We start from the raw sequence: 24,072 nt of genomic DNA, 5'->3' as shown, positions 1-24,072 counted from the left end.
GGGCTATACGTTCCGTACCGTACGGGGCCCGGCGACCTCGGCACCCAACTCCGCGACCCTGCGCCGCAGTTCACGATCAGCGGTGACGACCAGGCGCTCCCGGTCCGCGAACTCGGCGACCAGCTCGACCATCCGGTCGTCCCCGCTGCCGGACGCCGACTCCACCCGTACGCCCGGCACCGAAGCGACCCCACGGGCCGCTCCCTCGACCACCAGGACGACCTCCACGGGCCCCTCCCGCCCCGGCAACCCGCCCTCGGCGTACGCCACCAGCCGGTCCCGCAGGCGTTCCGCCGCCCCGCTCCGGTCCCGCCACCAGCCGTCGGGAACCGAGCCGACGACATTCGCGGCGTCGACGATCACGAGCAGCGGGGCTTCCATGGGGATCAGGGTCGCACGCGGCGCCGGAATCGGGGGTACCGGATGAGGGGGCCGGGGGGCGCGGCAAAGGTAAGAGCACACTAAAGTAGTCCAGTGCCCATTGTTCCTCCTTCCGCTACCACGGCCGCGGGGCGTCCCGAGTCGGTCAACGGTGACTGGCTCATACGGGGTCGCGACGGCCGGCTGAGCGCGTACGACGCTGTGGGAGACGGGATCGTCTGCCGCGCGGAGTCCCGGCCCGGCGGGCCCTGGCTCGCGCCCCGGCGCATCGGCGGCGACCAGCGCGTGCATCCGATGCTCGGCGTCGGCCAAGGCGCCGACGAGTACGCCCACTTGGCGACATGGCGGCCCACCGTGAAGGGCGAGGCGGGTGTGATCCACACCACGCACTTCCGGCCCGCCCTGGCCGCCCTCGACTGGACGCCCCTCGGTCACCCGAACCAGAAGGGCGACTGGACCGGCGTACCGGCGGTCGCCGTCGACGCCGAGGGCCGCGCCCATGTCTTCGTACGGAACGCCGTGGGCGGTGTCAGCATGCGCGGCCAGAAGGAGCGCGGCGGCTGGGGCCCCTGGCGTGACCTCAAGGGCGAGGACGTGGAAGAGCAGTTGACGGCCGTCACGCGTACGTCCGGACGCGTCGAGCTGTACGGCAACTCGCCCCACGGCATCCTGCGCTGGACCCAGGGCGGACCCGGCTGGATCCCGGAACTCGACGAGGCCCCGCTGAAAGTGACGGCCCGTCAGGGCAGCCTGCGGGCGCTGGTCACGTCCGACGAGCACGTGACGCTGTTCTACACGGACGACACGGACACGGTGTGTGCGTGGCGGCCGGGCAGCGAGCCGGTCGAACTGCTCCCCGGGGCCGGTCCCGGACCGGTGTCGGTGATCCGCTGCACCCTGGACGAGGTCGACTGCACGTTGCTCGCACAGCGCTCGGCGAGCGGCCGGGTGGCGTTCGCCGCGTATCCGACGGAGCAGGAGTCGGCGGGGGCATGGTGGACCGAGTCGGGCCCCCAACTCCCGCTGGACGCACGGGTGTCGCTGACGGAGGACGCGGAGGGCAGGGTGGTCGCGGCGACGGTTGCCCCCGGCGGAGAGCTGCGGGTCGCGCGGCGCAAGCGGGAGGCGGGGTTGGCGTTGGAGGCGTGGGGGTTGGTGTGAGGGGGTTTCCCACCCAACCGCCCGTTTGCGGTCTCCGTCCAGCGCGGGCCGGGGCGCGCCCCACCTGTCCGGCGCCGACAGCCCACGGCCGATGCAGCCCAGGCCGCGTTTCCCACCCGCCCACCCGTTCACCGCATCTGTCCAGCCCAGGCCGACACCCGCATCTCCAGCCCGTCCGGCGTTTGAGGACGAGGCCCCTTCAGGGCCGAAGCGGGGGGCCGGGGGCGGCAGCCCCCAGGGATGGGACGGGTAGGGGCGGCGGGGGCGAAAAACCGAGTGCCCCGCACACCACACGGGCATGCAGGGCACTCGGCGATCACCACACCACGTCACGTCACGTCACGCCGGGACGGAAGCCACCCCGGCCTCCAGGAACCGCTTCCCGTTCACCCGCTCGGAGACACCCTCCCGGTCCAGGTAGGGCGTAACCCCACCCAGGTGGAAGGGCCACCCCGCGCCAGTGATCAGGCACAGGTCGATGTCCTGCGCCTCGGCCACGACACCCTCGTCGAGCATGAGCCCGATCTCCTGGGCGACCGCGTCGAGCACCCGGTCCCGCACCTGCTCCTCGCTCAGAACGACATCACCCTGCTTCAGCAGCGCGGCGACCTCGGGGTCCAGCTCGGGCTTCCCGCTGTCGTACACATAGAAGCCGCGCTTGCCCGCCTTGACGACGGCGGCGAGGTTCGGGGAGACCGTGAAGCGGTCCGGGAAGGCCCGGTTGAGGGTCTCCGAGACGTGCAGACCGATCGCCGGCCCGACCAGCTCGAGCAGTACCAGAGGAGACATCGGCAGGCCCAGCGGCTCCACCGCCTTCTCCGCGACCTCGACCGGCGTACCCTCGTCGATCACGTTCTGGATCTCGCCCATGAAGCGGGTAAGGATACGGTTTACGACGAACGCCGGAGCGTCCTTCACGAGCACCGCGGTCTTCTTCAGCTTCTTGGCGACACCGAACGCCGTGGCGAGCGAGGCGTCGTCCGTCTGCTCGCCGCGCACGATCTCCAGGAGCGGCAGGATCGCGACCGGGTTGAAGAAGTGGAAGCCCACGACCCGCTCGGGGTTCTTCAGCTTCGACGCCATCTCGGTTACGGACAGCGAGGAGGTGTTGGTGGCGAGGATCGCGTGCGCCGGGGCGACCGCCTCGACCTCCGCGAACACCTGCTGTTTGACGCCGATCTCCTCGAAGACGGCCTCGATGATGAAGTCGGCGTCGGAGAAGCCCTCCGCCTTGTCCAGCACACCGGTGACCAGCGCCTTGAGGCGGTTGGCCTTGTCCTGGTTGATACGGCCCTTGCCGAGCAGCTTGTCGATCTCGGCGTGGACGTAGCCCACACCCTTGTCGACGCGCTCCTGGTCGATGTCGGTCAGCACGACCGGCACTTCGAGACGGCGCAGGAAGAGCAGCGCGAGCTGCGAGGCCATCAGACCGGCACCGACCACGCCGACCTTGGTCACCGGACGGGCCAGCGACTTGTCCGGCGCCCCCGCCGGACGCTTGCCGCGCTTCTGGACGAGGTTGAACGCGTAGATGCCGGACCGGAGTTCGCCGCCCATGATCAGGTCGGCGAGGGCCACGTCCTCGGCGTCGTACCCCTGCTGGAGGTCGCCGTTCTTCGCCGCCGCGATGATGTCGAGGGCGCGGTAGGCGGCCGGAGCGGCCCCGTGCACCTTGCTGTCCGCGATGAACCGGCCCTTGGCGACCGCCTGGTCCCAGGCCTCGCCGCGGTCGATGGCCGGACGCTCGACCTTGATGTCACCCTTGACGACGGATGCCGTCCAGATCAGCGACTGCTCCAGGAAGTCCGCGCCCTCGAACAGTGCGTCGGCGATGCCCAGGTCGAGGACCTGCTGACCCTTGAGCTGCTTGTTCTGGTTGAGCGAGTTCTCGATGATCACGCTCACCGCGCGGTCCGCGCCGATGAGGTTCGGCAGGAGCGTGCAGCCGCCCCAGCCGGGGACCAGGCCGAGGAAGACCTCGGGGAGGGAGAAGGCCGCGATGGACTTCGACACGGTCCGGTACTCGCAGTGCAGACCGACCTCGACGCCACCGCCCATGGCGGCACCGTTGTAGTAGCCGAAGGTCGGGACCGCGAGCCCGGCGAGGCGCTTGAAGACCTCGTGGCCACCCTTGCCGATGGCGAGCGCGTCGGTGTGGTTCTTCAGGAGCTCCACGCCCTTGAGGTCCGCGCCGACGGCGAAGATGAACGGCTTGCCGGTGATGCCGACACCGACGATCTCGCCGGCCGACGCCTCCTTCTCGACCTGGTCGATGGCGATGCTCAGGTTCGCCAGCGAGGCCGGGCCGAAGGTGGTCGGCTTGGTGTGGTCGAAGCCGTTGTCGAGGGTGATCAGCGCGAAGCGTCCGGCACCGAACGGCAGGTCGAGGTGGCGTACGTGCGCGGACGTCACGACCTCGTCGGGGAACAGCTCGGCCGCACCCTTGAGGAGTTCGGTGGTGCTCACTTGTCGCCTCCGGCGTCCGTGTGGTGCGGGTTCTCCCAGATGACCGTGGCGCCCATGCCGAAACCGACGCACATGGTGGTGAGGCCGTAGCGGACCTCCGGCTGCTCCTCGAACTGACGGGCGAGCTGCGTCATCAGACGCACACCCGACGAGGCCAGCGGGTGACCGAAGGCGATGGCGCCGCCGTACTGGTTCACGCGCGCGTCGTCGTCCGCGATGCCGTAGTGGTCGAGGAAGGCGAGGACCTGGATGGCGAAGGCCTCGTTGATCTCGAACAGACCGATGTCACCGATGCCGAGGCCGGCCTTGGCGAGGGCCTTCTCGGTCGCGGGGATCGGCCCGTAGCCCATGACCTCGGGCTCGACGCCGACGAAGGCGTACGAGACGAGACGCATCTTGACGGGCAGGTTGTTCTCGCGCGCGAAGTCCTCGGACGCGATGATCGACGCGGTGGCGCCGTCGTTCAGACCGGCCGCGTTACCGGCGGTGACCCGCCCGTGGACACGGAACGGCGTCTTGAGCCCGCTGAGGTTCTCCAGGGTGGTGCCCGGCCGCATCGGCTCGTCGGCGGTCACGAGGCCCCAGCCGGTCTCGCCGACCTCGGCATTGGTGTTCCGTACGGAGATCGGCACCAGGTCCTGCTGGATCTTGCCGTTGGCGTACGCCTTGGCGGCCTTCTCCTGCGAGCGCACGGCGTACTCGTCGGCGCGCAGCTTGGTGATGTGCGGGTACCGGTCGTGCAGGTTCTCGGCGGTCATGCCCATGAACAGGGCCGACTCGTCGACGAGCTTCTCGCTCACGAACCGCGGGTTCGGGTCGACGCCCTCGCCCATGGGGTGACGGCCCATGTGCTCGACGCCACCGGCGATGACGGCGTCGTAGGCGCCGAAGGCGATCGAACCGGCGGTCGCGGTGACGGCGGTCAGCGCGCCGGCGCACATGCGGTCGATGGAGTAGCCGGGCACGGACTGGGGCAGCCCGGCGAGGATTCCGGCGGTGCGGCCCAGCGTGAGCCCCTGGTCACCGATCTGTGTGGTCGCGGCGATGGCGACCTCGTCGATCTTCTTCGGGTCGAGACCCGGGTTGCGGCGCAGCAGCTCCCGGATCGCCTTCACGACGAGGTCGTCAGCGCGGGTCTCGTGGTAGATGCCCTTCGGGCCCGCCTTGCCGAACGGGGTGCGGACGCCGTCGACGAAGACGACATCCCTGACGGTACGAGGCACGATGGCTCTCCTCCAAAGGTGCGGGACGGCACTGCTGCGATACGCAACCTGAGCGGGCGCTCAGTCCCATGCTACTTGCGAGTAACCGTACTGCACACCCCTGGACAAGGGAGCGGCGAACGTCACACGGGTTCAGCATGTTACCCCCGGTTACATAGACTCACCCAAGGGGCGCGGGGAACTGCGCGACCAGCCACAACCCCCCGCAGCCGCGAACCAAGAGATAGTCGCTACCCCTTGGGCGGAGCGGTGGACCCCCGGGGGGTGAGCACAGGCGTACTCACCGGATGAGACCCACCCCCACCCCCGCCGATCACCTCGAACAACGTCCGCGCGACATCCGCCCCGAACCCATGCACATCGTGACTCATCGCGGACAAGGTGGGCCGAGTCAACCTGCACAGCTGCGAGTCGTCCCAGGCCAGCAGGGACACGTCAGCCGGCACGCTCAGGCCCATCTCGGCGGCCACGGACAGACTCGCCACGGCCATGATGTCGTTGTCGTACAGGATCGCCGTGGGCCGGTCCGCCGCCGAGGCGGACAGCAGCGACCGGGTGGCCCGCGCCCCCGCGTCGCCGGAGTAGTCGGTCGAGACCTGCCACGCCCCGGCCAGATCGAGCCCCCGCGCTGCGTCGTCGAAAGCCGTCGTGCGGATGTTCGTGTGCCCGAGTGCCGGCGCACCCCCCACCCGGGCGATCCGTCGATGCCCGAGCGCCGCGAGATACCGCACCGCCTCCGTCACGGCGGTGGCGTCGTCGGTCCACACGGAGGTGAGGCCGCCGGTGAACGAGGGATGCCCGACCGCGACCACGGGCATCCCGAGCCGCTCGACGGCCGGCACCCGGGGATCGTCGGCTCTCAGGTCCACCAGGATCGCCCCGCCGATCAGCCGCCCCCTCCACCAGGACTCCTGGAGCCCGACCTCCTCCTCCAGGTTCCGGACGAGCCTGAGCAGCAGCGAGCACGAACGCTCGGTCAGGACGCTCTCCACGCCCGAGATGAAGTCCATGTAGAACGGTTCCAGCCCGAGCAGCCGGGCCGGCCGGCAGATCGCCAGCCCCACCACGTCCACCCGGGCCCCGGCCAGCGACCGCGCGGTGAGGTTCGGCTCCCAGCCCAGCTCGCGGGCCGCGGTGAAGATCCGGTCCCGGGTCGCCTCGGCGAGTCCCGGCTTGTGGTTGAAGGCGAGGGACACGGCACCCTTGGACACGCCCGCGCGCGCGGCGACGTCCTTGATGGTGACGCGAGGGGTCGGCAATGCCGTCATCTGGCGGGCTCCACGCAGTACAGGGCCGATCGGGCGGTCTCGGCATCCGGAGTCTCCCAGCCGCGCACCCCGATGGTCACCTGTTCCCCGGGCAACAGGGTCACCAGCCCACGATCGGCTCGCGCTCCCGGGTCCAGCCGGTCCGCCTGCAACAGCAGATCCCGTACGAGGGTACGAGCCGTCACCGTGACCGCCCCCGGGGCCACGCGTACGTCGAACTCGGGTCGGGCGTAAGGGATTTCACGGTCAGGAACGGGAAAGTACAGCGCCCGCAGCCCCGCCCCGCCGGCCCTCTCCGCTCCCACCGCCGCCACTGCCTCCTCTGTTCCCCCTGCTCCCTCGACGTCCGCGACCAGGAACTCCTTGGCTCCCACCGGCACGACCACCCCCGGCACCCGCACCTCGGCGACCGCCCGCCGCTCCGCCGTGAACGGGACCCGCACCGACTCACCGATCCCGGCTCCGCCTCCGTCCCCGGCCACGGACATCCGGCGCAGCTCCACCGTGCCCGTCCACCGCTCGGCCGCCTGGTTGACGACGGCCAACACCACCTTGCCGCCCCGCACTTGAAGGCTGAGCAGCCGGTCCGCGTACAGTCGCCGCAGCTCGTGGTAGAGCGGCTTCTCGCGCCCGTCCCCGTCGATCGCCGCCCAGGACGTCACCGGCCAGCAGTCGTTGAGCTGCCATACGATCGTCCCCGCGCACACGGGCCAGTGCGCCCGCCAGTGCTCGATCCCGGCGGCGACGGCACGGGCCTGGTTGACCTGGGTGAGGTAGTGCCACCGGTCGAAGTCCCCCTCCGGCAAGGGGAAATGCCGGGCGAGACCGCGCTCCAGCTTTCCGTTCCCGTCGTCCGCCTTCTGGTGGTGCAGCATGCCGGGGGAGTCGGAGTCGAGCCGCTCACCCGGCAGAGCCCGCCGCATCGTGGCATACGCGGCCGGTGCCTGCCACCCGAACTCGGCCACGAATCGCGGGACTTCGAGCCGGTAGTCGGCATAGTCCTCCCGGTTCCACACCTCCCACGAGTGATGCGTGCCGTGCGCCGGATCGTTCGGATGCCGCTCCCAGGACCCGGACCAGGGACTGCCCGCCGTATAGGGCCGCGTGGGGTCCAACTCGGCCACCACGCGCGGCAGTACGCCCAGGTAGTACCCCTCGCCCCACGACTCCCCGGCGAGCCGCTGCTCCCACTCCCAGTCCCTGAAGCCCCACAGGTTCTCGTTGTTGCCGTTCCACAGCACGAGCGAGGGATGCGGCATCAGCCGTACGACGTTCTCCCGGGCCTCCGCCTCCACCTCACCCCGCAGCGGCTGCTCCTCGGGATAGGCGGCGCACGCGAACGGGAAGTCCTGCCACACCAGGAGCCCCAACTCGTCGCAGACGTCGTAGAAGTCCTCGCTCTCGTAGATCCCGCCGCCCCACACCCGGACGAGATCCACCCCGGCGCCTGCCGCCTGCGCGAGCCGCTCCCGGTACCGCTCCGGGGTGATCCGGGACGGGAACACGTCGTCCGGGATCCAGTTGACGCCCCGCGCGAACAGCCGCTCCCCGTTGACGACCAGGGTGAACCCGGTCCCATGGGCGTCGGGGGAGGTGTCGAGTTCGACGGTCCGGAACCCGACCCGCCGCCGCCAGCCGTCCAGCGAGACATCGTCATGACGGAGCGTCAGCTCGACGTCGTACAGCGCCTGTTGTCCGTACCCGCGCGGCCACCACAGCTCCACGTCCGGCACTTCCAGCTTCACGGCACCGCTGGTCCCGTCGACCTCGCCCCGCGCCACGACCTCACCGCCACCGGCGAGGCCGCCACCGCTCACCCGGGCCTCCAGCGTCAGCCCGGCCTCCACTCTGGTGCGCTCGACATCGACCGCCAACTCCACATGCCCCAGGTCGTGTTCGTCGACCGTCACCTCGGGGCGCACCCGGGAGATCCGAGCCGTCGACCAGTGCTCCAGGCGCACCGGCCGCCAGATGCCGGCGGTGACGAGGGTCGGACCCCAGTCCCAGCCGAACGAGCAGGCCATCTTCCGGATGTACTGGTAGGGCTCGGCATAGGCGCCAGGCCGCTCACCGAGGCGCTCCCGCACGGCCTCGGCCTCGGCGTAGGCGGAGGCGAACCGGACGGACAGCAGCCCGGTCATCCCGGTCACGTCGAAGCGGTACGAGCGGTGCATGTTCCGTACCCGGCCCAGGAGTTGACCGTCGAGCCGGATCTCGGCGGCGGTGTCGAGCCCGTCGAAGACGAGATCGGTCTGCTCCTGCGTCGAAGCGGCCGCGAGCCGTCTCTCGTACGTCCACTCCCGGCGCCCCACCCACGCGACCTCGGCCTCGTTCCGGCCGATGAAGGGGTCCGGAATCACCCCGGCCGCCAGCAGGTCGGTGTGTACACATCCGGGGACGGCGGCAGGCAGTTCGCCCCCCTCGTACCGTACGGTCCAGCCCTCGGTGAGCGGTGTGGCCTCCAGCATGCACACTCCCTAAACCGTTCCATCATCGCGTGAGTCAAGCGCGGAGAACATGGTGGCACCCTTGGCGAAATAGAGACTTTACCGGTTCAGTAGATGGTGTCAGAGTGCCGAATCAGCCAACCCAGTAGTGCTCGTCCGTCCCGAACGGAGCTGATGCACATGAACCGCCGCACGATTCCCGTACTCCTCACCGCCGGTCTGCTGCTCTCCGCGTGCACCGGAGTCGGAGGAACCTCAAAAGGTGCCGACGCGAAGGCGCCTGACGATCCGTCGAAAGTGAGCGGAACCATCAAGGTCCTCACCGTGCGGACCGACCTCGTGCAGGACGGCACGTTGAAGAAGTACGCCGCCGACTTCCGGAAGATCTACCCGAAGGTCAAGGTCGAGTTCGAGGGGCTCACCAACTACGAGGCCGAAGTCAAGATCCGCATGAACACGAAGAACTACGGCGATGTCCTGCTGATCCCCGCGGTGATCAAGAAGGGCGACTACCCGAAGTTCTTCGCCTCGCTCGGCACCCAGGCGGAGCGCGCCAAGAAGTACCGCTTCACCGGCACCACCACTGTCGACGGCAAGGTCTACGGCCAGAGCCCGGTCGGGGTGGCCCCCGGATTCCTCTACAACAAGAAGGTGTGGCAGGAGGCCGGGATCACCGACTGGCCCACCACCCCCGCCGAGTTCCTCACCGCCCTGAAGGCGATCAAGTCCAAGACGGACGCGGACCCGTACTACACCAACTTCGCCGCCCAATGGCCCCTCACCTCATGGACGTACGTCAACGGCTCGGTCAGCTGCGACACCGGGGCGACGACGAAACTGGTCGAGAGCGACCCGTGGGCCAAGGGCGCGGACCTGCGCGTCGGCGACACCCTGCTGTACGACATCGTCCACGAAGGTCTCGCCGAGAAGGACCCGACGACCACCAACTGGGAGGCATCCAAGCCCCGGTTGGCGAAGGGACAGATCGCCACCCAGTGGCTCGGCACCTGGGCGATCGTCCAGTTCCAGGACGCTGCCAAGAAGGCCGGAGTCGACCCCGCCGACATCGGGTTCATGCCCTTCCCGACCCAGGTGGACGGAAAGTTCTGTGCGGTGATCGGCCCCGACTACAACCAGGCCGTCAACGTCCACAGCGAGCACAAGGCGGCGGCCCGCGCCTGGATCGACTGGTTCACCGACAAGTCCGGTTACGCCAAGGACAACCTCTCCATCTCCCCGCTGAAGGACGCCTCGCTGCCCGAGGTACTTCAGCCGTACGAGGAAGCGGGGGTGAAGTTCATCGAGGTCGACGACACCGAAGGAGCGCGGCTCAAGCTCATCGACTCCGAGTCGGAGGTCGGCATCTACGCCCCCGACTACCGTCAGGATCTCGTCGACCTGGCCCGCGGCGCCCGCAAGGGCAGCCTCGACGACTTCCTCGGGGACCTCGGCAAGCGCTGGACCGACGCCCAGCAGTCCGTGGGGACGCGGTGACGGACACCACCGAGGCCGGTATGACCGGGCGAAGGGCGGCGCGGCGAAAGGAACCGCCGCCCCTGCCCGCAACCGACGCCAAACCCGGACCACCCCCGCGCAGGGCACGCCTGTGGCGGGGCGTGACCCCCTGGCTGTTCCTGATCGCCCCGCTCGCCCTGCTGCTGACCTTCACCTACGCGCCGATCGTCAACATGATCGCGTACAGCTTCACCGACTGGGACGGCGTCAGCCCCGAGCTGCACTACACGGGTGCCGGGAACTACACCGAACTCCTCACGCGTCCCGAGCTGTTCGAGGTGTTCTTCGTCAGCGGCTACTACCTGGCCGCCTCCGCGCTCCAGATCGTCGCCGCGCTCTACTTCGCGACGATCCTCAGTTTCAACGTCCGTTTCCAGAACTTCTTCAAGGGCGTGCTGTTCTTCCCGTACCTGATCAACGGGGTCGCGATCGGCTTCGTGTTCCTCTACTTCTTCCAGGACGGCGGCACCCTCGACTCGGTGCTCAGCCTGTTCGGCGTCCACACGGACCACGCCTGGCTGGGCACACCGACGTCGGCGAACACCTCGCTCGCCGGCGTCTCGGTCTGGCGCTACACGGGCCTGAACTTCGTCCTGTTCCTGGGCGCGATCCAGTCCGTCCCGGGGGAGTTGTACGAGGCCGCCGAACTCGACGGGGCGAACCGCTGGCACCAGTTCCGGTACATCATCGCGCCGGGCATCAAACCGGTGCTCAGCCTGACGGTGATCCTTTCCATCTCGGGCTCGCTGTCGGTCTTCGAGATCCCTTACATCATGACCGGCGGGGCGACCGGCACCGAGACGTTCGTCATCCAGACGGTGAAGCTGGCGTTCCAGTTCAACAAGACGGGGCTCGCCTCGGCGGCGGCCGTCGTACTGCTGCTGATCGTGCTCGCCGCGACCTGGGTGCAGCGGCGGTTCGTTCCGGACGACAGGGTGGATCTCGTATGACGCGCCGAGTGGTTGCCCGTACGTTCGTGTACCTGTCCCTGGTCCTCGCGACGGTGGTCGTCCTGCTGCCGCTGGGCGTGATCGTCCTGACCTCGCTGAAGACCGAGCGGGAGATGGCGGACGACAGCGGGGCGCTCTCGCTGCCAGGCGACCTGCTGAACTTCCACAACTACGTGACGGCGTTCCAGGACGGCGAGATGCTGTCCGCCTTCGCCAACACGGCCATCATCCTGGTGTTCGCCGTCTCGGGGACCGTACTCATCGGCTCGATGACGGCGTACGCGATCGACCGCTTCACCTTCCGCTTCCGGAAGCTGGTGATCGCCCTGTTCCTGGTGGCGACCCTGGTCCCCGGTGTCACGACCCAGGTGGCGACGTTCCGACTCGTCAACAGCTTCGGTATGTTCGACACCCTCTGGGCGCCGATAGCGCTCTACATGGGCACGGACATCGTGTCGATCTACATCTTCCTGCAGTTCGTCCGGTCGATCCCGATGTCCCTGGACGAGTCGGCACGCCTCGACGGAGCCAACGCCTTCACGATCTACCGGAAGATCATCTTCCCGCTGCTCAAGCCGGCGATCGCCACGGTGGTGATAGTGAAGGGGATCACCGTCTACAACGACTTCTACATCCCCTTCCTCTACATGCCGTCCGAAGATCTTGGCGTGATTTCGACGTCACTTTTCCGCTTCAAGGGCCCCTTCGCGGCCCACTGGGAGACGATCTCGGCGGGCGCGGTCCTGGTCATCCTGCCGACCCTGATCGCTTTCCTGTCGCTGCAGAGGTTCATCTACAACGGCTTCATGAAGGGAGCGACGAGGTGAGCCCCTGAGATCTCTACGGCACCTCGGCGGAAAGCGCCTCCACGAGCACCGGGGTGACCTGCTCCACCTGCCAGGCCCGAGCCCCGTACCCGGCGAGGGCCGCGGCCACGGAGTCGGCGTCCACGGAAGCGGGCGGCTCCCAGCAGACCCTGCGCACCGTGTCCGGAGTGATCAGGTTCTCCTGCGGCATGTTCAGCCGCTCGGCCAGCGCGGAGACCCCGGCCCGCGCGGCGGACAGCCGGGCCGCGGCCTCAGGATCCTTGTCGGCCCAGGCCCGGGGCGGCGGCGGCCCGACCACAGGCTGCCCCGGCTGGGGCAGCTGCGAGTCGGTGAGCGCCTTCACGTGATCCACCGCGGCCTGCCACTGCTCCAGCTGGCGCCGACCCATCCGATGCCCGAAGCCGGTCAGCGCGGCCAGCGCGTTGACGTTCACCGGCACGGCGAGCGCGGCCTCGACGATCGCCGCGTCCGACAACACCTTGCCCGGCGACACGTCCCGGCGCTGCGCGATCCGGTCCCGGGTCTCCCACAGCTCCCGTACGACGGCGAGCTGCCGACGCCGACGCACCTTGTGCATGCCGGACGTACGACGCCAGGGGTCCTTGCGGGGCTCCGGCGGGGGCGCCGACGCGATCGCGTCGAACTCCTGCCGGGCCCACTCCAGCTTGCCCTGCCGGTCCAGCTCCTTCTCCAGCGCGTCCCGCAGGTCGACCAGGAGTTCGACGTCAAGTGCCGCGTACCGCAGCCAGGGCTCGGGCAGCGGCCGGGTCGACCAGTCGACCGCGGAGTGGCCCTTCTCCAGTACGAAGCCGAGGACCCCCTCGACCATCGCGCCCAGGCCGACCCGGGGGAACCCGGCCAGCCGTCCGGCCAGTTCGGTGTCGAACAGCTGAGTGGGGATCATGCCTATCTCGCGGAGACAGGGCAGGTCCTGTGTGGCGGCGTGCAGCACCCATTCCACGCCGCCGAGTGCCTCGCCGAGGCCCGAGAGATCGGGGCAGGCGACGGGGTCGATGAGCGCGGTGCCGGCGCCCTCACGGCGCAGCTGCACCAGGTAGGCGCGCTGTCCGTAGCGGTAGCCGGACGCACGTTCGGCGTCGACGGCGACGGGGCCGCTGCCCGCGGCGAACGCGGCGATCACCTCGGCGAGCGAGTGCTCGTCGGTGACGACGGGCGGAATTCCGTCACGCGGATCGAGGAGTGGGACCGGCGCCGGAGCCTCAGAAGATCCGTTGTCGTCCGGAGGAGCGCCTCCGGTGGTTCGCAGTGAGCTGTCTGCTGCGGTGTCTTGGGCTTCGGTCACCTGTCAAGGGTATCTGTGTATGGACGGCGCCCGCCGACGGAACGTTCCGTCGACGGGCGCCTTGGGGTCGTAAACCGGTCACGTGTCACACGTGTCAGTGAATTCTGTCGGTCATCTCGGTCAGGAGTGGTGGCGAAGTGGTCGTCATCGGCCGGTCGCCGAGGGTCGTGCGTCAGTGATCAGGAGTGGTGCTCAGGAGCAGTGATCGGGATCGGTGTCAATCGGTGTCAGTGGATGATTCCGGTGCGCAGGGCCACCGCCACCATCCCGGCGCGGTCACCCGTGCCGAGCTTGCGGGCGATCCGGGCGAGGTGGCTCTTGACGGTCAGCGCGGACAGGCCCATGGAGACGCCGATCGCCTTGTTCGACTGGCCCTCGGCGACCAGTCGCAGGACCTCGACCTCGCGCCCTGACAGCTCGCGGTAGCCGCCCGGGTGGCTCGGGGCACCCGGGGGGCGGCGGTGCATACGGGCGCCGGCGCCGATGGGGGCGGCGCCCGGCCGGCTGGGCAGGCCGATGTTGTTGCGGGTGCCGGTGACGACGTAACCCTTCACACCGCCCGCGAGGGCGTTGCGCACGGCTCCGATGTCGTCGGCGGCGGACAGGGCCAGGCCGTTGGGCCAGCCCGCGGCACGGGTCTCGGACAGCAGGGTGAGCCCGCTGCCGTCGGGCAGGTGGACGTCTGCGACGCAGATGTCGCGGGGGTTGCCGATGCGGGGACGAGCCTCCGCGATGGACGAGGCCTCGATCACGTCGCGCACACCGAGCGCCCACAGATGGCGGGTGACGGTGGAGCGGACGCGGGGGTCGGCCACGACCACCATGGCGGTCGGCTTGTTCGGGCGGTAGGCGACCAGGCTTGCGGGCTGCTCAAGAAGAACGGACACCAGGCCTCCTGGAGTGCGGAACGGATCCGGTCTGGGGATGAAACCGGATCGACCGTGCTTTCAAGGTCACAGAGGTCTTCGGCATCAAACCTGTGCTCCTTTAGAGAAAGATCACGATCTGGTGAGTAACAATCTGTGCAATTCGGACACGCGATCGATCATCCGAAGATCGAACGGTTTCGCTCTACGTCGATACGCGGCCGAATGTGGCCGTATCGACAAAGAGCTACTAAAGACGGCGTGCCGATACCGGGAGAAGGAGGGCACATGGAGGGGGGCGCAAAGGAACGGCCTTGCGGTCCCCGTACGGGGACCGCAAGGCCGTTCAGTCGGACGGGCGGGGGTTCAGCGGGACTGGGGCCCCCGTCGCTGAGGGAGCGTCACCACCGACGCGTCCCCGGGGCCGGCCGGTGGCAGGCCCGCGATCTGGGCCAGCAGGTCGCACCAGGAGGCCAGGTGGGCGGCGGTGTCCGGGACGCCGCCCAGGCCCTCGCGCGGCGTCCAGGAGGCGCGGATCTCGATCTGGGACGCGGCCGGCCGCTCCGACATCCCGCCGAAGTAGTGCGAACTCGCGCGCGTGACCGTGCCGCTGGCCTCGCCGTACGACAGCCCGCGCGCCTGGAGCGCCCCGGTCAGCCAGGACCAGCACACGTCGGGCAGCAGCGGGTCGGCGGCCATCTCCGGCTCCAGCTCGGCGCGCACCAGCGTCACCAGCCGGAAGGAGCCCTGCCAGGCGTCGTGCCCGGCCGGGTCGTGCAGCAGGACGAGCCGGCCGTCGGCCAGATCCTCCTCGCCGTCGACGACCGCCGCCTCCAGGGCGTACGCGAACGGCGCGAGGCGCTGGGGCGCCCGCGTCGGCTCGATCTCGATCTGCGGCCTCAGCCGCGCGGACCGCAACGCGTCGACGGCAGCCCGGAAGGGCAACGGAGCCGTCTCCCCATCCCGGCCCCCCTCCTTCGCATCGTCCATTTCGCCAGCGCCGTCCGACAGTCGTCCCTGTGCCGCAGCCATGCGGGGAAGATTAAGGGGAACGGAGCCCCCGTGCGGGGAGGGACACCCGTGGAACGGACCACAGTCCGGCGGGAGCCGCCGACAGGGCTGTTCGCGGGACTGTCGGTGGGGCGTGGGAGACTTCTGGGCGTGAGCGCGAACCAGAGCCCCGCGGGCCAGCAGCCGACAGCGACGTCCGCCGCCGTCAAGAACGACGCCGTGCAGGATTCCGCCTTCCTCAAGGCGTGCAGGCGCGAGCCTGTGCCACACACACCCGTGTGGTTCATGCGGCAGGCCGGGCGCTCTCTGCCCGAGTACCTCAAGGCCCGCGAGGGCATCCCGATGCTCGAGTCCTGCACCCGGCCCGAGCTGGTCACCGAGATCACCATGCAGCCGGTCCGCCGGCACAACGTGGATGCGGCGGTGTACTACAGCGACATCGTCGTCCCGCTCAAGGCCATCGGGATCGACCTCGAGATCAAGCCCGGTGTGGGCCCGGTCGTCGAGAAGCCGATCCGCACCCGCGCGGACCTCGCCCAGCTCCGTGACCTCACCCCCGAGGACGTCCCGTACGTCACCGAGGCCATCGGTCTGCTCACCCGCGAGCTCGGCGCCACCCCGCTCATCGGCTTCGCCGGCGCGCCCTTCACGCTCGCGAGCTACCTCGTCGAGGGCGGCCCCTCCCGGACGTACGAGAACGCCAAGGCGATCATGTACGGCGACCCGCAGCTCTGGGCCGACCTCCTCGACCGCCTCGCCGACATCACGGCCGCCTTCCTCAAGGTCCAGATCGAGGCCGGCGCCAGTGCCGTCCAGGTGTTCGACTCCTGGGCCGGCGCCCTCGCCCCGGCCGACTACCGCCGCTCGGTGCTCCCCGCCTCCCAGAAGGTCTTCAAGGCCGTCGAGGGGTACGGCGTCCCGCGCATCCACTTCGGCGTCGGCACCGGCGAACTCCTCACCCCCATGAGCGAGGCCGGCGTGGATGTCATGGGCGTCGACTGGCGCGTCCCGCTCGACGAGGCCGCCCGTCGCGTCGGCCCCGGCAAGGCGCTCCAGGGCAACCTCGACCCGACGGTCCTGTTCGCGTCCACGGAGGCCGTCGAGGCGAAGACCCGCGAGGTCCTCGACTCCGCGAAGGGCCTGGAGGGCCACATCTTCAACCTCGGCCACGGCGTCATGCCGAACACGCCCCCGGACGCCCTGACGCGCCTCGTGGAGTACGTCCACACGAACACCGCCCGCTGAGCCGCGATCCGGCGCCCGTCGCCACGTATGCGGTGCCTGCCCGCCCCGTGGCGGGCGGCCCGGTTCGGGCGGCGGCGAGGTGCCGGGCCTGAGCGGCCGGGCCAGCGGCATGCCGGCGAGGAAGCCGACGACATGGGCGGCGTACGCCACGGTGCCGGCCTCGGTGACGCCCTCTCCGGACGAGTACACCGCTTGCGGCGCGAAACAGAAGCCCAGCACCGGCCGGGCCGGTAGCCGCAGCAGCACCATTTCCCGCGTCCGCGCGGTTCCCGTGACCGACCTCGGCGACGACGGCACGCTCACCGCCTGGCTGCGAGCCGGCCGGGCGGACGCCGTCCCGGCCGGGCGCCGGGACTTCACCGACACCGCCACCTGGGCGTCCGTCCTGCGTAGCGTGCGTTACGCCACCCCCTCGGACCGGCCCACACGCTTCACGCAGCCGGTCGGGCAGGCCGGTCGCCCTGCCCGGTGGACGCGCCGCCGTAGGAGGCGAGGCCATGAGGGACGGCCGGCGGAGGTCTCCCACGCTTGTCCTGCGGGTGGAGTTCCAACAGCTGTCACCTGAGCGGGAGTCGTGGACGCGTCAGACGGCGGCGAGATCGCCGGAGTCCACGGGCCCGGCGCCCCGGGACACGCGGCGCAGGTGTGCCGACGAGTCTGAACGCTGTTGAACGCGGGGGTGTCGTATGAGCGACTCCGCGCAGCTTGGCGCGCGGTGACGGCCGAGTCGCCTGATGGAACCGCTCCCACTGGTGTCGACGAAGTTAGCGTCAACAGGGTTGGTTTCACAGGGTTGTTACCTGACTTTCTTCGGCCGATTCAGTTCAAAACGATTCCACTTCTCGACGTCTTGACGGGCTCTGCCTCCGTCCTCACTATGGGAGCGCTCCCGCCGGTTCAGCCTTGGCCCCCACCGAGTCGCCCTTCGCGAGGAGGACCAGAAACATGGATCCCGGACGTAAGCGCAGAGCTGTGCGGCGGCTGTGGACCGCTGTCGCGGCCGCGTTCGCCCCGCCCCTGTCGATGCCCGCCTGCTCGGGCAACCAGAAGCTGAGCAGCGGTTGGAACGGCAGGTGGTCGCAGTCCGGCCATGGGTGACTGTCCGGCGTCACCGCGCTCCTTCTGCATGCAAGAACGACCCGGCCTGGTCGAAGACCGGGGCATACCTCACGGGCGGAGCCGCGCCCGTCTTCACCCACCACCGGTTCTGGGCCCGGGCGGACATCGCCCTCGCCATGGGCTTGTGCGCGGAGCCCTTGACCAGGTCCCCTGAGGTTCCGCGTACACGACTCCGTCGCAGGGAGACGGGGTCACCCGGCCGGGCGGTTCTCAGCCGCTCAGGGAACCGCCCGGGATTTGTCAGGAGCATGATCACGATGCCGGTCGCGTCGGATCCTGCCAACCGAATTGGGAGCGCTCCCAAAGGATGGGCGTTCCTGCTGCTCCCCACACATCCCCAGCGGAGGACACGCATGCAAGAGTCGAAGCAAAGGGGCAGGGCGCACGCTCTGTTCGGCACGCTGCTCACGGCGCTCGTCGCGCTGGCGGCGCTTCTCACCGCCGCCCCGGCGTCGCACGCCGACACGACCATCTGCGAGCAGTTCGGCACGACCACGATCCAGGGCCGTTACGTCGTCCAGAACAACCGCTGGGGCACCAACGCCACCCAGTGCATCACCGTCACGAACTCCGGCTTCAGGATCGCCCAGGCCGACGGCTCGGTTCCGACGAACGGCGCCCCGAAGTCGTACCCGTCCCTCTTCAACGGCTGCCACTACACCAACTGCTCACCCGGCACCAGCCTCCCGGCCCGGCTGAGTTCGATCTCGAGCGCGCCCACGAGCATCTCCTACGGCTATGGGAGCGGTGCGATCTACGACGCCGCGTACGACATCTGGCTGGACCCGACGCCCCGCAAGGACGGTGTGAACCGCACCGAGATCATGGTCTGGTTCAACCATGTGGGAGGCGTGCAGCCGGTCGGATCGCAGGTCGGCACCGCCTCCGTGGCCGGGCGTTCATGGCAGGTGTGGTCCGGCAACAACGGCTCCAACGACGTGTTGTCCTTTGTCGCGCCGTCGGCGATCGACAGCTGGAACTTCGACGTCATGGACTTCGTCCGCCAGGCCGTCTCCCGCGGACTGGCCCAGGACAACTGGTACCTGACGAGTGTGCAGGCGGGCTTCGAGCCCTGGCAGAACGGCGCGGGACTGGCGGTGACGTCGTTCTCCTCCACCGTCAACGTCGGTGGCAGCACCCCCGGCGGTCCGGGTGGCGGCTCGTCGGCGTGCAAGGTGGCCTACGGCACGAGCGTGTGGCAAGGCGGCTTCACCGCCGACGTCACCGTGACCAACACGGGCTCGTCTCCCGTCGACAACTGGAAACTCGCGTTCACTTTGCCCGCCGGGCAGAAGATCACGAGTTCCTGGAGCGCCAACGTCTCCGGCTCGTCGGGAGCGGTGACGGCCGGTGGTATGGCGTACAACGCGTCCATCGCACCGGGCGGCCAGGTCTCCTTCGGGTTCCAGGGCGGCTACGACGGCACCTTCGCCAAACCGACCGGCTTCAGCCTGAACGGCACGTCCTGCACCGCCGCTTGATGATGCCGGCGTCGGCGGCCTGAGACCGGACGACCGCCGGCCGGCCTGCCCCGAACCGGGCGCCTGACGCGAGTGCGCGTCCGTCCACCCCGCACCCATCCGCCTGGCTTTCGAGTTCAGCCGGGTGGGTGCGGCCGCTTCCGGAGCCGGCCGGGTCGACGGCCTTCCTCAAGGCGGGGCACCCGAACTTCCTTCGCGCCGAGCTCGGTTGATCCCCCGCGGATGATGTGTGGCCGGTTCCCCGGGCCCGTAAGATCGGTGATCTCGCGGGTGGGGAGAGGTGGTCATGGCCAAGCGACGCCTTGGAGCGCCGACGCTGGAAGAGGTGGCCGCCCGCGCCGGGGTGGGGCGGGGCACGGTCTCCCGGGTCATCAACAACGCGGCCGGTGTGAAGGAGGCGACGCGCCGGGCGGTACAACGCGCCATCGAGGATCTGGGCTACGTGCCCAATCTCGCGGCCCGGTCCCTGGCCGGACGGCGGGCCGACGCCGTGGCCCTCGTCCTGACGGAGCCGGACTGGAGGCAGTTCGCGGAGCCGTTCTTCTCGGAGATCGTCCGCTCGCTCGGCGATGCGCTGGCGGACACCGGGATGCAGCTGATGCTGACCCTGGTCCCCTCGGAGAACGAACGGCAGCGCTTCCTTGAGTACGCACGCGGCGGCCGGGTCGACGGGGTTCTGCTGATGTCCGTGCACGGAGGCGATCGGCTGCCGGACATGCTCGCCGAGGCGCGGTTACCGACCGTCATGCTGGGGCGCCGGTCGGGCGACGAGTACGTCAGCTACGTGGACGCGGACAACTTGGGCGGTGCCCGAAGCGCGGTCTCCCACTTGCTGAAACAGGGACGCAGAGCGATCGCCACCATTACGGGACCGTTGGACATGTACGTCGCGCAGTGCCGGCTGCGCGGCTATCAGGGTGCCCTGGAGGCGGCCGGTCTGAAAGGTCCGCGGACCTTGGTCGCGGAGAGCGACTTCACCCTGGAGGGCGGGCGCTGCGCCATGGCGGAACTCCTCGTACGGCACCCGGAGATCGACGGCGTCCTCGCCGCGTCGGACACCTCGGCGGCGGGGGCGCTGCAGGCGCTGCGCGCGGCGGGGCGGCGGGTGCCCGAGGACGTCGCGGTGATCGGGTTCGACGACTTTCCGCTGGCTCAGCGCACCGAGCCGCGCCTGACCACCGTGCGTCAGCCGGTGGAGGAGATGGGGCGGGCCATGATCAGACTGCTGCTGGAGGAGATGGAGGAGGCGTCCGTGGCCTGGCGCCACGTCATCCTCCGTACGGAACTGGTCGTTCGCGAGTCGTCCTGACGCGGGCTCGTAGCGGCGCGGGCGGTGAGATCAGTGCCGGGCGAAGCGGATCCTGGCAGGTTGCGGGACGTTGGGTCGCACCGCGATTGCGTCGACCGTCAGCCGTGCTCCGGAGAGGTCCGTGAGTCTGATCGCCGAGGCCGAGTCGCACCCACTACGCCGGGCGTCACCTGGGGCCCCGGTACGGAGCACTCGGCCGAGCGAATCAACCTTCCGCCGGCGTCCTACCGCACCCCACGTCACCGCTGTGCCGGGAAGCCACCAGCATGGGCGTCCACCACCCATGCTGGAGTTCCCCTTCGAGATGACCCTCGACCGGTACCCAGGGCGGCGCCCGTGTTATGCGCGGACCGCGGTCAGGAAGAGGTAGCCGCTCTCCGGGATGGCCCCGAACCTGCGCACGAAGTCGATGAGCGAGTCGGCCTGTTCCTTGCCGACCAGATCGGCCAGCTTGTCGCTGACGGTCTCGAAGGCGTCGGCCATGAGCCCGAGGGTACGGATGACGTTGTCGGTGATGTCACGGATCTCCACGTCGACGAAACCGCTGGCGGCCAACGCCACCCGGTATTCGTCGACCGTGCCCAGGGAGCGCACCGCGTAGTTCTGGCAGATGTGGTCCAGGACCACGCGTCCCTCAGGGCTCACCGGGTCGCGCTGGATGACGTCGGCGATGGCGAGGCGGCCGCCGGGGCGCAGGACGCGGGCGGCCTCGGAGAGCACATGGCCACGGTCGGGCATGTGCCACATCGACTCGAACGCCCAGGCCGCGTCGAACGAGTCGTCGGGGAAGGGCATGTCCATCGCGTCCCCGAACTGGAATGTGGCCCGGTCGGCCAGCCCGGCCGCGGCCGCGAGTTCGGTGGCCTCCTGGGCCTGGACGTGGCTGACGGTGATGCCCACCACGTTCACGTCACAAGCGCGGACGAGCCGCTGTGCGGGATGACCGATGCCGCATCCGATGTCCAGGACCCGCTGGCCGGCCTGCGCGCCGAGACCGGAGATCATCAGGTCGGTCAGGCGGTCTGTGGCTACCTCGACGGAGCTGTCGTCGGCGTCGTTCTCCCAGTAGCCGTAGTGGATATTGGGCCCCCACACGGAACCGTAGATCCGACCGAACCCGTCGTACACGTTACGGACGTCGCTGGGAGCGGGGGACTGTTCGACCGTCATGAGGCACTCCCTGTCGTCGACTTCAGCTCGAAGCGCAGGAAACCCAGCCGCAGGCCCCCTGCTTTCCATTCGGTGCCGAGCGCCTGGTTCGCCAGCAGCGATATCCTCAGCTGCCTGCGCTCAACCGGCGAAATACCGCTGTCGCTGTCCAGTACCGCCTTCGTCCAGGCGGCACTCTCGTCCCAGAACGGCGCGGTTTCCGACGTGGCGTCGATTTCGTCGACCAATTCGAAACCAGCGGCCCGCGCGGCTTCCACGTAGTCAAGCACCGTAGCTGGTTTCGTGTAGAAGTATTCGGCCCACACATCGGCCCCGTGCGGGCGGGTGGTGAATACCTCCTCGATGCACACGCTCCCGCCCGGACGAAGCACGCGCGCCAGACGTTCGAACCACTGCGGACGGTTGAAATATCCGCTGCTCTCGATGGCCACGGCCGCGTCGTAGGGGCCGTCCAAGGGGAGATGCATCGCATCACAGACCCGTGCTCGGACCTTCCCTTCCAAACCGCATTCGCGCGCGAATCCGTTGACTATCGGCGCGTGTTCCGGTGCATTGGTGACCGCCGTCACGTCGGCGCCGTATTCCTGTGCCCAGAAGATCGAGCCCCCGCCGAGACCGCAGCCGACATCCAGGATTCTCCCCGACAACCGGTGTTCAGCGCCCCAGATCTTGGCCGCGTACCGCAGCAGCCCCTCTTGGTGGAGCCGTATGCTGCGGCGAATGTCATCCGGCGTCACATCGGGAGCATAAGGCGGCGTTTCGGAGGAAGGGTAGTAACCTACGTGGTAGTGAATCCTGGGCCCGGGTCCGTATTTGCGAACAAGCTTCGCCGTCTTTCCGTCGTAGTATTGGCCGACTATTTTTACCTCATCCTGAGGGTCCAGCGCTGTCTGGGTCGAACCTGATAATTCATCCAGATTTGTCACGATCACTTCTCCAGGACTCGGATGCGACGAAGTCGGTGAATGGCCTGCTTCGGTCGGGAGAAATCTGCGGGCGCCACGAAATTGGGCGGCGGCTATCGGATTCCATCCTGGAGGGCACCCCTGGCCGTGTCAACTACATGGCGTGAGCAGGCGCAACTTTAGGAAAAACCCCAAAGGATACGGCGTGGAGCCCGGATTGGACTATTCTGCGGATTGGTAGCCGCTGTGTGCGACACCAAAGCCGTGTTCGAGTCGGGCTATTAAGCCGGCACTCGACGGCGGACAAGACTTCTGAGAAGGACTCGGTTTCTACCGACCGGCGTGGATGCCCTGTTCGGCAACGCGAAGCCGGGCGTGCCGACGCGGACGCCATGGCACGGAACGGAGTGGGAATGAGTGGCGGTAAGCAGGTCCTGCTGGCCGAACCGCGGAGTTTGTGTGCCGGCGTGCGCCGGGCGATAGCCATCATCGACCTCGCGCTGGAACAGCACGGCGCGCCGATCTACGTCCGCAAGGAGATCGTGCACAACCACTACGTGGTGCGCGAGTTCCAGCGCCGGGGTGTCCGGTTCGTCGACTCCGAGCAGGAGGTGCCGGAGGGCGCGGTGTGTGTCTTCTCCGCGCACGGTGTCTCCCCGCAGGTGCGGCAGAACGCGGAGGCGCGCGGGCTGGACGTGCTCGACGCGACCTGCCCGTTGGTGGCCAAGGTGCACCAGGAGGCCCGCCGGTTCGCCCGGGACGGGCGTACGTTGCTGCTGGTCGGGCACGCGGACCACGAGGAGGTCGAGGGCACCTTCGGGCACGCTCCCGACCGGACGATCATCGTCGAGACGGTCGCCGACGCGGAGGCGCTGGACCTTCCCCCCGACGCACCGGTCGCCTACCTCACCCAGACCACGCTCTCGGTGGACGAGACCAGGGACATCATCGCCGTGCTCCGACGCCGGTTCACGGGCCTGCGCGGGCCCGCCACCGACGACATCTGTTACGCCAGCCAGAACCGCCAGGACGGCATCAGGGCCATCGTGGACCGGTGCGAGTTGGTGCTGGTGGTCGGCTCGGCCAACTCCAGCAACTCGATCCGGATGGTCGAGGTGGCGCGCAGACTCGGCGGCAGGGCCGAGCTGGTGCCGGACGTGACCCATTTCGACCCCACATGGCTGGCCGGCGTGAGCACGGTCGGCGTGAGTGCCGGGGCGAGCGCGCCGGAGATCCTCGTCGACCAGCTGCTCGACCGGCTCGCGGAACTCGGTTACGCGGACACGGTCGTAGAACGGGTGGCGACCGAGGACATCGTGTTCTTTCCGCCCGCGCGGCTGACCGGAGTGGCGGACACACCGTGACCGGTCGAGACCGGGCGGCCCCTGTCGCTGATGGCGTCCGCGAGGACTCTGTGGGCGAAAG

The 24,072-nt window shown here is 69.1% G+C and carries 19 protein-coding genes and 1 pseudogene; 10 read left to right on the top strand and 10 right to left on the bottom strand.

The features are described 5' to 3' along the window. Nucleotides 1-3 precede the first annotated feature (3 nt). Nucleotides 4-381: an NTP pyrophosphohydrolase gene (locus QA861_RS09595; protein ID WP_334587800.1), complete on the bottom strand. Its 378-nt coding sequence runs from the start codon at nucleotides 379-381 to the stop codon at nucleotides 4-6. Nucleotides 382-474: 93 nt separating this feature from the next. On the opposite strand from QA861_RS09595, the gene QA861_RS09590 reads away from it, so the two are divergent. Then, nucleotides 475-1,542, top strand: a complete 1,068-nt coding sequence (locus QA861_RS09590; RefSeq protein WP_334587799.1) for a PLL family lectin — start codon at nucleotides 475-477, stop codon at nucleotides 1,540-1,542. Between the two features lie 339 nt (nucleotides 1,543-1,881). Here the strand turns inward: QA861_RS09590 and QA861_RS09585 are convergent, their stop codons facing one another. The 4 genes from QA861_RS09585 to QA861_RS09570 form a co-directional block, all read right to left on the bottom strand. Continuing rightward, nucleotides 1,882-4,008 carry a 3-hydroxyacyl-CoA dehydrogenase NAD-binding domain-containing protein gene (locus QA861_RS09585; RefSeq protein ID WP_334587798.1) on the bottom strand — a complete coding sequence of 709 codons (2,127 nt, stop codon included), beginning with the start codon at nucleotides 4,006-4,008 and terminating at the stop codon, nucleotides 1,882-1,884. Continuing rightward, entirely contained in the window at nucleotides 4,005-5,231 is a 1,227-nt protein-coding gene (locus tag QA861_RS09580) for a thiolase family protein (protein WP_334587797.1), read from the bottom strand. The genes QA861_RS09585 and QA861_RS09580 overlap by 4 nt, the downstream gene beginning before the upstream one ends. Before the next feature lie 230 nt (nucleotides 5,232-5,461). Then, on the bottom strand, nucleotides 5,462-6,499 hold the full coding sequence (locus QA861_RS09575; protein ID WP_334587796.1) for a LacI family DNA-binding transcriptional regulator: 1,038 nt from the start codon (nucleotides 6,497-6,499) through the stop codon (nucleotides 5,462-5,464). Beyond that, the gene (locus QA861_RS09570; RefSeq protein ID WP_334587795.1) at nucleotides 6,496-8,967 is read right to left on the bottom strand and encodes a glycoside hydrolase family 2 protein; all 2,472 of its coding nucleotides are present in this window, start codon (nucleotides 8,965-8,967) and stop codon (nucleotides 6,496-6,498) included. Before QA861_RS09570 ends, QA861_RS09575 begins: the two co-directional genes overlap by 4 nt. Before the next feature lie 159 nt (nucleotides 8,968-9,126). On the opposite strand from QA861_RS09570, the gene QA861_RS09565 reads away from it, so the two are divergent. Genes QA861_RS09565 through QA861_RS09555 form a run of 3 tightly spaced genes read left to right on the top strand, consistent with a single transcriptional unit; the run spans nucleotide 9,127 to nucleotide 12,238 of the window. Further along, nucleotides 9,127-10,440 carry an extracellular solute-binding protein gene (locus QA861_RS09565; protein ID WP_334587794.1) on the top strand — a complete coding sequence of 438 codons (1,314 nt, stop codon included), beginning with the start codon at nucleotides 9,127-9,129 and terminating at the stop codon, nucleotides 10,438-10,440. Between the two features lie 20 nt (nucleotides 10,441-10,460). Beyond that, nucleotides 10,461-11,411, top strand: a complete 951-nt coding sequence (locus QA861_RS09560; RefSeq protein ID WP_443041552.1) for a carbohydrate ABC transporter permease — start codon at nucleotides 10,461-10,463, stop codon at nucleotides 11,409-11,411. Next, nucleotides 11,408-12,238, top strand: coding sequence for a carbohydrate ABC transporter permease (locus QA861_RS09555; RefSeq protein WP_334587792.1), 831 nt, complete (start codon nucleotides 11,408-11,410; stop codon nucleotides 12,236-12,238). Before QA861_RS09560 ends, QA861_RS09555 begins: the two co-directional genes overlap by 4 nt. A gap of 13 nt (nucleotides 12,239-12,251) precedes the next feature. Here QA861_RS09555 and QA861_RS09550 read toward each other — a convergent pair whose 3' ends face one another. From QA861_RS09550 to QA861_RS09540, 3 genes are all read right to left on the bottom strand, one after another. Continuing rightward, the gene (locus QA861_RS09550; protein ID WP_334587791.1) at nucleotides 12,252-13,541 is read right to left on the bottom strand and encodes an HRDC domain-containing protein; all 1,290 of its coding nucleotides are present in this window, start codon (nucleotides 13,539-13,541) and stop codon (nucleotides 12,252-12,254) included. Nucleotides 13,542-13,768: 227 nt separating this feature from the next. Next, nucleotides 13,769-14,428, bottom strand: a complete 660-nt coding sequence (locus QA861_RS09545; protein ID WP_319095917.1) for a LuxR C-terminal-related transcriptional regulator — start codon at nucleotides 14,426-14,428, stop codon at nucleotides 13,769-13,771. Between the two features lie 345 nt (nucleotides 14,429-14,773). Beyond that, nucleotides 14,774-15,439, bottom strand: a complete 666-nt coding sequence (locus QA861_RS09540; protein WP_443041465.1) for a DUF3000 domain-containing protein — start codon at nucleotides 15,437-15,439, stop codon at nucleotides 14,774-14,776. A gap of 129 nt (nucleotides 15,440-15,568) precedes the next feature. Here QA861_RS09540 and hemE point away from each other — a divergent pair, with 129 nt between their 5' ends. The 5 genes and pseudogenes from hemE to QA861_RS09510 all read left to right on the top strand — a co-directional run bounded on the left by hemE (nucleotide 15,569) and on the right by QA861_RS09510 (nucleotide 20,572). Next, nucleotides 15,569-16,663 carry a uroporphyrinogen decarboxylase gene (gene hemE / locus QA861_RS09535; protein ID WP_334587789.1) on the top strand — a complete coding sequence of 365 codons (1,095 nt, stop codon included), beginning with the start codon at nucleotides 15,569-15,571 and terminating at the stop codon, nucleotides 16,661-16,663. 945 nt (nucleotides 16,664-17,608) lie between these two features. Continuing rightward, entirely contained in the window at nucleotides 17,609-17,761 is a 153-nt protein-coding gene (locus QA861_RS09525) for a hypothetical protein (RefSeq protein WP_334587788.1), read from the top strand. Nucleotides 17,762-17,793: 32 nt separating this feature from the next. Continuing rightward, nucleotides 17,794-17,922 (top strand): annotated as a pseudogene (locus QA861_RS09520) (glycoside hydrolase family 48 protein); the annotation flags it as partial. A 213-nt stretch (nucleotides 17,923-18,135) separates the two neighbouring features. Further along, nucleotides 18,136-19,263 (top strand): glycoside hydrolase family 12 protein, encoded by a 1,128-nt coding sequence (locus QA861_RS09515; RefSeq protein WP_334587786.1) that lies wholly within the window; start codon nucleotides 18,136-18,138, stop codon nucleotides 19,261-19,263. Nucleotides 19,264-19,549: 286 nt separating this feature from the next. Beyond that, nucleotides 19,550-20,572, top strand: a complete 1,023-nt coding sequence (locus tag QA861_RS09510; RefSeq protein ID WP_334587785.1) for a LacI family DNA-binding transcriptional regulator — start codon at nucleotides 19,550-19,552, stop codon at nucleotides 20,570-20,572. Nucleotides 20,573-20,911: 339 nt separating this feature from the next. Here the strand turns inward: QA861_RS09510 and QA861_RS09505 are convergent, their stop codons facing one another. Both QA861_RS09505 and QA861_RS09500 read right to left on the bottom strand, forming a co-directional pair. Then, entirely contained in the window at nucleotides 20,912-21,742 is an 831-nt protein-coding gene (locus tag QA861_RS09505; RefSeq protein WP_334587784.1) for a methyltransferase domain-containing protein, read from the bottom strand. Further along, nucleotides 21,739-22,668 (bottom strand): SAM-dependent methyltransferase, encoded by a 930-nt coding sequence (locus QA861_RS09500; RefSeq protein WP_334587783.1) that lies wholly within the window; start codon nucleotides 22,666-22,668, stop codon nucleotides 21,739-21,741. The genes QA861_RS09505 and QA861_RS09500 overlap by 4 nt, the downstream gene beginning before the upstream one ends. 392 nt (nucleotides 22,669-23,060) lie before the next feature. On the opposite strand from QA861_RS09500, the gene ispH reads away from it, so the two are divergent. Continuing rightward, complete coding sequence (gene ispH, locus QA861_RS09495) at nucleotides 23,061-24,011, top strand: 4-hydroxy-3-methylbut-2-enyl diphosphate reductase (protein ID WP_334587782.1); 951 nt, start codon at nucleotides 23,061-23,063, stop codon at nucleotides 24,009-24,011. Nucleotides 24,012-24,072 lie beyond the last annotated feature (61 nt).

The organism is Streptomyces sp. B21-083 (assembly GCF_036898825.1).
In the GTDB taxonomy this organism is placed as follows: Bacteria; Actinomycetota; Actinomycetes; order Streptomycetales; family Streptomycetaceae; genus Streptomyces.
Note: the sequence above shows the minus strand (reverse complement) of the source record. Positions and strands in the feature narration are given on the sequence as shown.

Bases quoted from the DNA above. Each gene is read 5' to 3' on its own strand.
- QA861_RS09595 (WP_334587800.1), bottom strand. From the start codon at position 381: ATGGAAGCCCCGCTGCTCGTGATCGTCGACGCCGCGAATGTCGTCGGC.
- QA861_RS09575 (WP_334587796.1), bottom strand. From the start codon at position 6,499: ATGACGGCATTGCCGACCCCTCGCGTCACCATCAAGGACGTCGCCGCG.
- QA861_RS09570 (WP_334587795.1), bottom strand. From the start codon at position 8,967: ATGCTGGAGGCCACACCGCTCACCGAGGGCTGGACCGTACGGTACGAG.
- QA861_RS09565 (WP_334587794.1), top strand. From the start codon at position 9,127: ATGAACCGCCGCACGATTCCCGTACTCCTCACCGCCGGTCTGCTGCTC.
- QA861_RS09560 (WP_443041552.1), top strand. From the start codon at position 10,461: ATGACCGGGCGAAGGGCGGCGCGGCGAAAGGAACCGCCGCCCCTGCCC.
- QA861_RS09555 (WP_334587792.1), top strand. From the start codon at position 11,408: ATGACGCGCCGAGTGGTTGCCCGTACGTTCGTGTACCTGTCCCTGGTC.
- QA861_RS09540 (WP_443041465.1), bottom strand. From the start codon at position 15,439: ATGGCTGCGGCACAGGGACGACTGTCGGACGGCGCTGGCGAAATGGAC.
- QA861_RS09525 (WP_334587788.1), top strand. From the start codon at position 17,609: ATGGATCCCGGACGTAAGCGCAGAGCTGTGCGGCGGCTGTGGACCGCT.
- QA861_RS09515 (WP_334587786.1), top strand. From the start codon at position 18,136: ATGCAAGAGTCGAAGCAAAGGGGCAGGGCGCACGCTCTGTTCGGCACG.
- QA861_RS09510 (WP_334587785.1), top strand. From the start codon at position 19,550: ATGGCCAAGCGACGCCTTGGAGCGCCGACGCTGGAAGAGGTGGCCGCC.
- QA861_RS09505 (WP_334587784.1), bottom strand. From the start codon at position 21,742: ATGACGGTCGAACAGTCCCCCGCTCCCAGCGACGTCCGTAACGTGTAC.
- ispH (WP_334587782.1), top strand. From the start codon at position 23,061: ATGAGTGGCGGTAAGCAGGTCCTGCTGGCCGAACCGCGGAGTTTGTGT.